At 63.3% G+C, this 11,575-nt stretch carries 11 protein-coding genes; 2 read left to right on the top strand and 9 right to left on the bottom strand.

Features of this window, described 5'->3' with window-relative positions; translation table 11 throughout:
• The first annotated feature begins 19 nt into the window (after positions 1-19).
• Positions 20-2,278 (top strand): Tex family protein, encoded by a 2,259-nt coding sequence (locus tag VJ604_RS02225; RefSeq protein WP_324079756.1) that lies wholly within the window; start codon positions 20-22, stop codon positions 2,276-2,278.
• Positions 2,279-2,505: 227 nt separating this feature from the next.
• Here VJ604_RS02225 and VJ604_RS02220 read toward each other — a convergent pair whose 3' ends face one another.
• The 9 genes from VJ604_RS02220 to VJ604_RS02180 form a co-directional block, all read right to left on the bottom strand.
• Positions 2,506-2,949, bottom strand: a complete 444-nt coding sequence (locus tag VJ604_RS02220) for a hypothetical protein (protein ID WP_324079755.1) — start codon at positions 2,947-2,949, stop codon at positions 2,506-2,508.
• A gap of 222 nt (positions 2,950-3,171) precedes the next feature.
• Positions 3,172-3,828, bottom strand: a complete 657-nt coding sequence (locus VJ604_RS02215; protein ID WP_324079754.1) for a phosphatase PAP2 family protein — start codon at positions 3,826-3,828, stop codon at positions 3,172-3,174.
• Positions 3,829-4,244: 416 nt separating this feature from the next.
• Positions 4,245-4,442 (bottom strand): rhodanese-like domain-containing protein, encoded by a 198-nt coding sequence (locus tag VJ604_RS02210; RefSeq protein WP_324079753.1) that lies wholly within the window; start codon positions 4,440-4,442, stop codon positions 4,245-4,247.
• 82 nt (positions 4,443-4,524) lie between these two features.
• The gene (locus VJ604_RS02205) at positions 4,525-4,683 is read right to left on the bottom strand and encodes a FeoB-associated Cys-rich membrane protein (protein WP_324079752.1); all 159 of its coding nucleotides are present in this window, start codon (positions 4,681-4,683) and stop codon (positions 4,525-4,527) included.
• A gap of 1 nt (position 4,684) precedes the next feature.
• Positions 4,685-6,925, bottom strand: a complete 2,241-nt coding sequence (gene feoB / locus VJ604_RS02200) for a ferrous iron transport protein B (protein WP_324079751.1) — start codon at positions 6,923-6,925, stop codon at positions 4,685-4,687.
• A complete protein-coding gene (locus tag VJ604_RS02195; RefSeq protein ID WP_324079750.1) occupies positions 6,922-7,149 on the bottom strand; it encodes a FeoA family protein in 228 nt (75 codons plus the stop codon). Before VJ604_RS02195 ends, feoB begins: the two co-directional genes overlap by 4 nt.
• On the bottom strand, positions 7,146-7,403 hold the full coding sequence (locus VJ604_RS02190; protein ID WP_324079749.1) for a FeoA family protein: 258 nt from the start codon (positions 7,401-7,403) through the stop codon (positions 7,146-7,148). The genes VJ604_RS02195 and VJ604_RS02190 overlap by 4 nt, the downstream gene beginning before the upstream one ends.
• A gap of 4 nt (positions 7,404-7,407) precedes the next feature.
• The gene (locus VJ604_RS02185; protein ID WP_324079748.1) at positions 7,408-8,811 is read right to left on the bottom strand and encodes an alginate export family protein; all 1,404 of its coding nucleotides are present in this window, start codon (positions 8,809-8,811) and stop codon (positions 7,408-7,410) included.
• A 435-nt stretch (positions 8,812-9,246) separates the two neighbouring features.
• Positions 9,247-9,798, bottom strand: coding sequence for a 3'-5' exonuclease family protein (locus tag VJ604_RS02180; protein WP_324079747.1), 552 nt, complete (start codon positions 9,796-9,798; stop codon positions 9,247-9,249).
• A gap of 276 nt (positions 9,799-10,074) precedes the next feature.
• Between VJ604_RS02180 and VJ604_RS02175 the strand changes: the two genes are divergently transcribed.
• Positions 10,075-11,575, top strand: a 1,501-nt coding sequence (locus tag VJ604_RS02175) for a methyl-accepting chemotaxis protein (protein WP_324079746.1), incomplete at its 3' end; no start/stop codon positions are given.

Below are 11,575 nucleotides of genomic sequence, written 5' to 3'. Positions count from 1 at the left end.
GGGAGGGTTACTTTTGACCATGCACGCAACAGACACACAGGAACTCTTTGAAATCGTTGTAGAAGAAAGCGGGCTGCCGCGCAAGGGCGTGCTCGCCACGGTGGCTCTTTTGAACGAGGGGGGCACGGTTCCCTTCATCGCCCGCTACCGCAAGGAGCAGACCGGCGAACTGGACGAGGTGCAGATCCGCGAGATCGAGGACCTGCTCACCTACCACCGGGAACTGGCGGAGCGCAAGCTCACCGTGCTGAAAAGCATCGACGAGCAGGGAAAGCTGACCGACGAACTGCGGGCGAAGATCGACACCTGCCGCAAGAAGACGGAGCTTGAAGACCTCTACCTCCCCTACAAGCCCAAACGCAGGACCAAGGCGACCATCGCGCGCGAGCGCGGGCTGGAGCCGCTCGCGGAACTGATCGCCGCCCAGGAGCTCACCGCTGGGTCACCGGCGGATCTGGCCGCATCTTTCGTCAATGACGAGCTGGGGGTCCCGGACGCGGAAGCGGCGCTGGAAGGTGCCGGACACATCCTGGCCGAGAGGCTCAGCGAGGACGCCGACCTGCGCGGCATGGTGCGCGAGCTTACCCGCGAACAGGGGATCTTCGCCTCCAAGCTGGCGGCCGAAGGGGGCGATGCCGCCGGCAAATACCAGATGTACTACGACTACCAGGAGCCGATGAAGTCCATGCCTTCACACCGCATGCTGGCCATGCGGCGCGGCGAGAAGGAGTCGGTGCTCCGCCTCACCCTGCTGGCTCCTGAGCAGGAGATCATCGACCGCACGAGGCTCAGGGTCATCAAGCGGGACAGCATCTTCAGGGAGACCCTGCACACGGTGATCGCCGATGCCTATAACCGGCTGATCGCCCCCTCCATCGAGGTGGAGCTAAGGCTGGAGGCGAAGACGCGCGCGGACGAAGCGGCCATCGCGGTGTTCGCCCAGAACCTGCGCAACCTGTTGCTCCTCCCCCCGGCCGGCGCCAGACGCGTGCTGGGGATCGACCCGGGGCTCAGGACCGGCTGCAAGCTGGCAGCGCTCAGCGAGACCGGGCGCTTCCTGGAACAGACCACCATCTACCCGCATACCGGCGGCGCCAAGGCGGAGGCGGCCGGCGGCGAACTGGTCAAGCTGGTGGAGCGGCACGACTGCCGCCTGATCGCCATCGGCAACGGCACCGGCGGTCGCGAGACGGAGATCTTCGTGCGCGAGGCGCTCAAGAAGGCGGGGGTAAGAGCGGAGACGGTGATGGTGAACGAGGCCGGGGCCAGCATCTACTCTGCTTCGGAGATCGCCCGGGAGGAGTTCCCGGAGCTCGACCTCACCATCCGGGGCGCCATCTCCATCGGCCGCCGTTTGCAGGACCCGCTGGCCGAACTGGTGAAGATCGATCCCAAGAGCATCGGAGTCGGCCAGTACCAGCACGACGTGAACCAGGCCCTGCTGAAGAAGGCGCTGGACGCGGTGGTGGAATCGTGCGTCAACTTCGTGGGGGTAGACCTGAACAGCGCCTCCTGGGCCCTGCTCTCCTACGTGGCGGGCATCTCCGAGAACCAGGGGCGCGCCATCGTGCGCCACCGGGACGAAAACGGCGCCTTCAAGACCCGCCAGGAGCTGCTCAAGGTGGCCCGCTTCGGCCCCAAGGCCTTCGAACAGGCAGCCGGTTTTCTGAGAATCAGGGGGGGCGACAACCCGCTCGACAATACCGCGGTGCATCCGGAGAAGTACGACGTGGTCGAGAAGATGGCCGCGGACCTGAAGGTGAGCGTGTCGCAGCTGGTCGCGGAGCCCGGGCTCTCCGCCGGCATCAGGATCGAGCGCTACGTGACCGACGAGGTGGGGCTGCCGACCTTGCGGGACATCCTTGCCGAGCTGAAGAAGCCGGGGCGCGACCCGCGCGAGCAGTTCCAGAGTGCCAGCTTCCGCGAAGATGTCTCCACCATCGAGGATCTCAAGGAGGGGATGATCCTGCAGGGGGTGGTGACCAACGTGGCGGCCTTTGGCGCCTTCGTGGACATCGGCGTCCACCAGGACGGACTGGTGCACGTGAGCCAGCTCTCCCACCGCTACATCAAGGACCCCAACGAGGCGGTTAAGGTCGGGCAGATCGTCAAGGTGAAGGTGCTCTCGGCGGATGCGGAGCGCAAGAGGATCTCGCTCTCCATCAAGCAGGCGGAGCCGGAAAAAGCGGCACCCAGGCCGGCTACGAAGGAAAAACCGAAGGATGCGGTGAGCGAGAAGTCCGGCTGGGAAAGGGCCGGGTTTAGGGTGAAGAAGTAAACTCGGAGGGTCCCCTCTTCCGAAGGGAGGGTCAGGGAGGGGGGCTGCGGTTGGCGTCGGCGGGTGGAGTCAGCAGCAAAAAAGGCAAATCCCCCTGTCCCCCCTTTATCAAGGGGGGGACGTGATGGGGGAGATCATCTATTCCGGAAAAATCCTCCTGCGTTCCCTCCCCTTCAAGGGGAGGGACAGGAGCTTGCCCGCCGCAGCCTCAGGCGGCGCAGAAAATCCTACGCCGTGCGCAGCAGTTTGCGACCGGCCTTGAAGACTACTTCTATCTTGCCTGCCTGGATGGCGGCGACCAGGCCGATGCCGAAGGTGGGATGGGTCAGCAGGGTGTTGACCCGATACTTCCCGTCCATGCTGTAGGAAACCGCCTGGTCAGGATCGTACGGACGGATCACCTCCTCCCAGAGCTCCTCGTTGGAAATGGCTGGCGCCTTGGCAGCCCTGCTGCTCGCTGCCCTGGGGGCCCTTTCAACCTTGGCAGCCTTGGGTGCGGCGACCTTCGCTTCCTTGGCAGGACGATGATTGTGCTCGCTGCCGCAGGTGTTGCACTTCACTCTCACTACCTGCCCCGCCACCATGGCTACCACCGTATGGTTCAACAGTGCCTTGCAACGCGTGCACTGCGAATCGACCGTGTCTCCTGCCGCTACTGCTCTTCTCTCCATTAGACCTCCCTGACTTGTATGAAACAAAAAGGGTTTAACCTCTGCGGCTAAACCCTTCGCTGCGCCGTGTAAAGCGGGTGCTACGACTCCCGCAAGTAAGTCACCTACCGATGTTTTCTTCTTTAAATGTGTAGCGATGTGTTGTTGAAATATAAGGGATTTAGCACGAAGATGCAAGGGAAAAGAGCCCTTGCAGGAGGCGGGCCAACCGCTGCGAGGGACCTAAAACGCGGGGAGGCCGAGCCGCCGGGGCTCCCGGACCAGGAGGTGGAAGGCGATCTCCTCGGTCAACAGGCCAAAGTAGAGGCCGGCGATCACGTCGCTCAGAAAATGGTAGTTGGTGGCGAGAAGCGCGACACCGAGAACGAAGGCGAGGAGCAGGCAGAAGGTGCGGCTGCCGGGAAAAAATCGCCAGAAGCAGGCCAGTATGGTGCTGGCAACCAGCATGTGGCCGGAAGGAAACCCCTCGAAACCGCTGCTGCCGTGGAGCCAGTGAAAACCATAGAGGTCGGGCTTGCAGACCCATAGCCGGGTGTTCACCCTTCCAAACGACCACTTCAGCATATTCTTCACCAGGTAGGAGACCGGCGTGGCCCAGCTGACCAGCCTGGCGAAGGAGGTCAGGGGGTCATAGATCCCCCTTTTGATCCGGGACCAGTACAGGGTGAAGGCAATGCAGGTGACCACGACGACCAGCACCGCCAACAGGTCGGGGAGGTTGGCGGTCAAGGTGGACCAGGTCCTGTTGCCGTAAAGGTGGGTCTTCACGTAGAGGGCGACCGGAAGGTCGAGGAAGCGCTCGCACAAAAAAAGCAGCGGCGCCAGGATCAGCGTTACCGCTATCCACAGATCTCTGGTGCTGCATCGCCGATTCACCATGTCACTTAGCCTTTTAAAAATGAGATCAAGATCAGGTTGTGATTTGCCAAAGTGGCGCCTGGAAACGGGAATGCTGCGGACACTTCAAATTCGTATCACAAAATCCACCAGCCACCAAACTTAAAAAAGTCCAACACAGCAAGCTCCTGTTTTTTTGCAGGGTTTCTTAAATTGAAAAGGGGCAGCCGTGCCTCTCCCGAAGTGGACGAGGTGGATGAGGTGGACGAACTGGACGACGGGAAAAAAGAAGGGGCGGCTTTCGGGCCGCCCCTTCCGGGTTTGACAGCTGCTTGATGCTACACGACTTTCAGCCCGGCCTGTTTCCAGCCGTCGACCCCACCACCGAGAGCCTTGGCGTTTTTGAAACCCTTGCCGATGTACTGCGCCGCCAAACTGGCGGACGTGGCTTCCTTCGGTCAAGCGCAGTAGAAGACGAGTTCCTTGTCCTTGGGAAGCGTGGGCTCGACCTCCCTGAACTGCCGCAGGGAAAGTGCCTTGTCGAGGTGAAGGGCCCTGAACTTCTCGTCGTCGTCGTAGGCGCAGATCAGCAGGGCCTGTCCCGACTGCACCCGTGCCTGTGCCTCCTGTGGAGTGATACGGGGTGTGACATCCATACCTGTACCTCCTTATGCCGCTGTGGGGTTGACCGCCACTTCAGGCACAAGGATAGCACACACGAGGGGTTGTCAAGGCGCCTTAATGGAGCTTGCCACCCTCCGCCGGTTTGCTGCTGCAACTGCCGCCGCTGCAGCTGCAGCCGTGACAGTTCCCCTTCTTCTTCCAGAAGGAGTGGTAGATGATGTAGAAGGAGAAACCGAGCAGTCCGGACGCGATCAGGTAATCCGAGAATCCCATCTTACACCCCCAGTCCCAGCAGCGACCCCACCTGGTAGACCAGGCAGGCCATGCCCCAGGCCAGTGTCGTCTGGTAGACAAAAGCAACGCCGAACCACTTCCAGGAGCCGAACTCCTGGCGCATGGCGAAGGCGACCACCATGCAGGGCATGTACAGCAGCACGAAGACCATGAAGGCGTAGGCCTTGAGCGGGGTGAAGTCCTGGTGCAGCGCCGTCTTCAGGGAGGAGCGGTCCTCCTTCTCGTCGGGGGCGAGGCTGGAGATGCCGAAGGTGGAGGTCACATTGCCGATCGATTCCTTCACCGCCTTGCCGAAGGAGGAGCCGACTTCCCTGAGGTCCTCGACGAAGGGGGGGATCTTCTTCTCCTCTTCCTTCTTGGGCGCGTAGATCTCGCCCATGGTGCCGACCACGATCTCCTTGGCGATGACGCCGGTGATCAGCGAGGAGGCCGCCTGCCAGGTGCCGAAGCCCAAGGGAGCAAGGGCGGGGGCCACCACCTGCCCTGCCTTGCCGAGGTAGGAGTCCTGTTTGTGCTGCACGCCCCAGGGGAGGTTCAACAGGAACCAGACGATGATGGAGACGGCGAAGATGTAGGTACCGGCCTTGACCAGGAAGTGCTTCCCTTTCTCCCAGGTGTGCAGGCAGAGGCTGTGCAGGGACGGCATCCGGTAGGGGGGGAGCTCCATGATGAAGATGGGGGCGTCGCCGCGGAAGAGGGTCTTCTTGAAGAGCATCCCCATGGCGATGGCCAGGACGATCCCCAGGACGTAGAGCGACCAGATCACGGTACCGGAGCTGGCGGCGAAGAAGGCACCGGCGAATACCACGTAGACCGGCAGCCTGGCCCCGCAGGACATGAGCGGGATGAGCAGGGCGGTGAGCGCCTTGTCGCGCGGGTTCTCCAGGGTGCGGGTCGCGTAGATGCCGGGGACGTTGCAGCCGAAACCGAGCAGCATCGGGATGAAGGACTTGCCGTGCAGGCCGATGGAGTGCATGGCGCGGTCCATCACGAAGGCGGCGCGGGCCATGTAGCCGCTCCCCTCCAGGAAGGTGATGAAGAACATCATCAGGAAGATGACGGGGACGAAGGCGAGCACGAAGCCGACGCCGGAGATCACCCCTTCGGTGGCGAGCGAGGCGACCCAGTCGGGGGCGCCGATGGCGCTGGTGAGGGCGATGGCCCAGTGCTTGAACGGGCCCGACGCCATGTCGTTGATCCAGTCGCCGAACGGCTTGGACAGGTCGAAGGTGAGCTTGAACACCAGCCACATGGCGGCGAAGAAGATGGGGATCCCCAGGAAGCGGTTCAAGACGATGCGGTCGATCTTCTCGGTGAGCTCGGTCTGCCGGAACTCCGGCCTGGTGAGCACCTCGCGGGTGAGGCCGGTGGCCAGCCCGTAGCGGGCCTCGGCCAGGATCGACTCGATGTCCTCGCCGTGGGCGGTCTTCAGATGGTGCAGCGCGCTCTCGACGGCAGCCTGGTCGGCGTACCCGGTCTCCTCAAGGAGATGGGAGTCCTGCTCGATGAGTTTCAAAAGGAGCCAGCGCTTGGGATACTTCTGCAGCAGGTCGGCGTGGCCGCCCTTCAGCGAAGAGGAGAGCGCCTCCAGCGCGGCCTCTATGTCGACCCCGTAGTTGAGCGCGCGCGGGATCCGGCCTTGGGTATCCCGGGCGGTGGCGAGCACCGCCTGCAGGAGCTCGTCGAGACCGCTTTTCTTGATGGCAGAGGTGGGGATGGCGACCAATCCCAGCATCTCCTGCAGGGCACTAACGTCGATGGTGAAGCCCTTGGCCTGCGCCTCGTCGAAGATGTTCAGGGCGAGCACCACCGGGATGCCCAGCTCCAGGATCTGCACGGTCAGGTAGAGGTTTCTTTCCAGGTTGGTGCTGTCCACCACGTTGATGATCAGGTCGGGGCGCTCGTGCACCAGGTAGTCGCGGGCGATGATCTCCTCCTGGGTGTAGGGGGAGAGCGAGTAGGTGCCGGGGAGGTCGACCAGGTTGATCCGGTTGCCGCGGAACTCGAAGGAGGCTTCCTTCTTCTCCACGGTCACCCCGGCCCAGTTGCCCACCTGCAGCCGGCTGCCGGCGATGGCGTTGATGAGGGTGGACTTGCCGCAGTTGGGGTTACCGGCCACCGCGACGGTGATGGTCCTCTTCTCCACCGGCTGCAGGGTGACGCCGCGGACGGCTCCGCTTACTTCATTTTCCTCGATCCTTTCACAAGCTTGACTGCTCATTCCGCCACCTCTACGCCGATCGCCTCGGCCTCGCTCTTACGGAGCGAGAGGCTGTAGCTCTTGATCCGCACCTCGATCGGGTCCCCCATGGGGGCCACCTTCTCGACCTTCACCGCCTCGCCCACCAGCACGCCCATGTCTAAGAGCCGCCTCTTGAGCGGTCCCACCGACCCGATGGAGGTGATCCTCCCCTTCTGCCCAGGCTTAAGTCCCGCCAGATTCATCGCGCCACCCCTTTGATCATGATCTTCATGGCCAGGCAGCGGTCCACCGCCAGCCTCGCCTCCCCCACCTTCAAGAGCACCGGGCCGCCGGTGTTGTTGAGCATCTGGACGGTGCAGCCGACCCGCAGTCCCAGGTCCTCGACCCGGCAGTCGCAGCGCCCGCCCTCCTCCCGGGAGCCCCCGACCGCCTGCGCGGTGCGTACGGCCAGGATCTCCCCCGTCTCTCCCGCACTCAAAAGTCCCAATGGCATCATCTCTTTAGGCTCCTTTGTCGATTTTTTTGGCGGCCTTGAGTTTCGACTTCTCAAGGTTGAACTGCAGCATGGCGTAGCCGTAGTGGATGTCGCTGCTGCTGCCGGTGGCGTCCTTGAAGAAGGCGCCGGTGAAGAAGTGGTCGTACGCCAAAAGCAGCGCGAAGTTGTCGGAGATGGTGTAGGTCAGGATGAAGTCGGTCTCCAGGCCGAGGTTCTTGCTGAGGCCCGTTTCCACCGCCTCGGCCCGGAAGTAGTGGCCGGTGGCGGAGAGGTTCAGCTGCTTGCTGAAGTCGACGCCCCAGCCGAGGGTGTAGATCTGCAGGCCGCTGGCGCGGTGGCCGTTGACGTCGCCCCCGGAGAGGTCGCCGAAGACGTGCATGTCGCCCACCAGGGCGGTGTCGTTGTCGGGATTGGAGAACTGGTGCTTGGCGGAGATGCCGTCGGCCGCCGCCCGGCTGCCGGAGCCGATCGCGAAGCCGGTCCACAGCTTGTGGTGGATGCCTGCCGTCTCGAACTCGCCGGTTAAGTCGGCATGGCCGCCGTAGGCGGAGACGTCGTCGTTCTCCCCCTTGGCGGTGTCGAAGACCTGCCCGGTCTGGTAGACCGGTTCCACTTCCAGGGAGAGCGGCCCGAACTTGGCGGTGCCGCGCAGGCCGAAGCTGTTGACGATCTGCTGCGGCTGGCCGCCGGCCTTTCTGGAGTCACGGAGGAAGTACCCTTCCAGCGCCGTCCCTTCGGAGAGGGCCCAGGTGGCGTAGCTGCCGGAGACGTTCCCCTTGGTCCCGGCCCAGGGCCAGGCGTAGGCGCCGCCCAAAAGGTCGACGGTCACCGAGTCGGAGGGCTGCAGCCTGAGCCTGCCGCCGTCGAAGGTGAGCCCGTCGAAGAAGGAATCGGCGCCCAGCATGAAGGTGGAGCCGTAGACGAACTCCTGGCGGCCACCCTTCAGGGCGAACAGCTTGCTGTCGGGGAGCTTCGCCTCGACGTAGGCCTGGTACAGGCCGATGTTCCAGTCATCGCTGCCGCCGCCGGTGAAGCCGTAGGCCTGGCCCTCGACGTGCAGGTCCAGGTAATCGGTCGGATGCCAGAACCCGTAGGGCTTGATCCGGTACAGGAAGCGCCCCTCGGAGTGCTGCGGCTGATAGGCGACATCGCCGAGGTTGAAATTGCCCGCGCCCTCCCCTCTCAGAAAACCGTTGATGCCCAGCCGGTAGAGGACCTCGGCCTTCGCCTCCGGGGTCTCGACCGGCGGCGGCCCAGGCACCGACTCCAGTCCCGGCGGGCTTTCCTTGCGGGTTTCTGCAGGGACGGCGGCGCCTCCCTTGCCGTCGACATCTTCATGGGCGAAGGCCGCCCCCGCCACCGACACCGACACCGACATCGCCACTGCGATCACCACTCCTTTGAGCATCCAATCCTCCATATTCGCTAGGGGCTTTCCCTTCTTTTCGTCCGGTTACTGATTTAAATGCAGGAAGAGTCCGATTTATTCAAGTCACAGTTCAGAGAAGGATGGTCTCGGACCGGCCACGACATCGACATCCATTTTCATCTTACCGGCGCCGGAAGCCGCCTCTCCTGACGCAACCCCGTCGGGGCTAGATATTGATATTCGCTTTCAGGTGATGAGGCTGAAAAAAGGAAGGAGCAGCAAACACTGGGGGAAAATCAACGACTAACGACCTGGAGATACCAGCCCCGCACTACCGTGTGATGCGACCACTTCTGCTGATTTCACCGCCCCCAAACTGGGCGATATTGAAAATTGAATTCACTTATAGAGAAATTGTTTTTTGCTGTCAATCCCTTATTTTCGTATACCAAAAAATTTCCTTCTCCCTCCCCTTCACCTTTTGCATTGAGCGAGCATGTTGCAGAAGAGCACCCCCTGTTCGATGGCGTCCTGCAAAGCGATGTGGCTGTGGAGGGTGGGACCGAACCACTGCCTCGGCATATGCTTCTTGCTGGTGTGGTGGAACTCACGCCCCAGCATGGTCATGGCCATGGTCTTGATGTCCAGCGCCGAAAAACCGAAGGGGCTGCGGCCGGCAAAGCGGATCAGGTACCAGTAGACGAACATGAAATCGAAAGCGGCCGGATAACCGAGGAAGACCGGCCGGCCGGGCAGGCTCTCCAGCCACCCCGCGTAACGAGGGATCGCCTCGGCGGGAGGATGCGGATCCTGCCGGCAGGCCTGCCACGCCTCCGGGTGCCGCCCCCACCACTTCATGGTCTCCGGGAAACCCTCTGCGCCGGGAAGGAGCTCCAGGTTGACCGAGAAGGTGGCGAGCATGGCTCCATCGGCCCGGAAAGCAGCCGAGCCCAGGCTGAGCATCGAGTGCGGCCCCGGGATCGGCCCGTCCGCCTCGACATCGGTGCTGACGTAGATCTCCGCCATCCCCCCCCCGTTCAGCCAGTAGTGCTGCCCGGTCTGTTACAGCTATCAGCATCTTCCCGGTTTCCTGTCCCCAAGAGAGCGATCCTCTCCTCGCCCCTTTAGGGGAGAGGGTGGCCGAAGGCCGGGTGAGGGCCTCCAACCGTCCATTTTTATAGCGCTAAGGTTACTTCCGCCCCTCCCGTTGTCAAGATTGGATGCCCGCGCCTCAAGTTCTCATGAGCCTCGCCGAAAAGGGAGCTGTCCGGGGCGGGCCATGCCCGGCAGGGAGACCATCACGTGCAAAAAACAGTAACTTTCCAGAAGAAGATCCTCGGGCTGATCCTGTGCGGGACCCTGGGGGTGGCCGTCATCACCGGGGTGTTGTCGTTCAGGCAGCACACCCTCTCCTACGACCGCTTCCTCGCCAGCTACCGGCAGGCGTTGTACGCCGATTTCGACAACCAGGCCAAAAGCGAGGTAACCTCGGCGGTCAGCATGCTGGAGCAGGTCTACCAGCGCGAACTCAAGGGGGAACTCACGCCGGCCGAGTCGAGGCGGCTGGGGGCGGAACTGCTGCGCGGCATGAAGTACGGCAGCTCCGGCTACTTCTGGGCCGACACCACCGAGGGGGTGAACGTGGTACTGCTCGGCAAGCCCGTGGAGGGGACCAACCGCCTCGACCTTAAGGATGCCGCCGGCAAGTACCTCATCAGGGAGATCATCAAGGCGGGGGTGAACGGCGGCGGCTTCACCGGCTACCAGTTCCCCAAGGCTGGGGAAAGCAAGCCCCAACCCAAGCGGGGCTACTCGCTGCTCTTCAAGCCGTTCAACTGGGTGGTGGGAACCGGCAACTACCTGGACGATCTGGAAGCGATGGTGGCCAAGGCGGCAGCCGAGCAGCGGGCACGCATGCAGCGCGACCTGATGCTCTTCGCCTCCGTGCTGGTCGCGGCCATCGCCGCCATCTCGCTCGCCTCGCTCTTCTTCGCCAAGCGGCTTTTGGCGCAGATCGGCTCGGACCCGGCTGAACTCGCCGAGATCGCCGCCAGGGTCGCCCGGGGAGACCTCTCCTGCTCCTTCGACCGGAACCGGCGCGGCATCTACGGGGAGATGCGCCGCATGGTGGAGCAGCTTAAGGAGGTCATGGAGCGGGTGACAGCGAGCTCCCGCTCCATCGGCGAGGCGGCCGTGCAGTTGAACGGCAACGCCGAGCAGATGGCCGGCACCTCGCAGCAGATCGTGGAGCAGGCGGAGATGGTGGCGGTGGCCAGCGAGATGATGTCGGAAACCACCAGGGAGATCGCCCACAACTGCCGGCTGGCGGCCGACAGCTCCGAACTGGCGAACTCCACCGCCAGCGCGGGAGCCTCCGTGGTGGCGGGGACCGTGCAGGGGATGGAGCGGATCGCCGACAAGGTGCGCCAGACCGCCTCGGCCGTCTCGCTGCTGGGCGCCCGCAGCGACCAGATCGGGGAGATCGTGGCCACCATCGAGGAGATCGCGGACCAGACCAACCTGCTCGCCCTGAATGCCGCCATCGAGGCGGCCCGGGCAGGCGAGCAGGGGCGCGGTTTCGCCGTGGTGGCCGCCGAGGTGCGGAACCTCGCGCAGCGCAGCGCTTCTGCCGCCAAGGAGATCAAGACCCTGATTCAGGACAGCGTGGAGAAGGTGCAGGATGGCACCCAGCTGGTGGGCGCATCGAGCAAGACGCTCGAGGGTATCGTCGAGAGCGTCAAGAACACCGCCGAGATCATCGCCGAGATCAGCGCCTCCAGCCAGGAGCAGGCCTCGGGCATCG

Source organism: Geomonas sp., assembly GCF_035254065.1.
Classification (GTDB): Bacteria; Desulfobacterota; Desulfuromonadia; order Geobacterales; family Geobacteraceae; genus Geomonas.
This window is presented reverse-complemented; position numbering and strand designations above follow the sequence as displayed.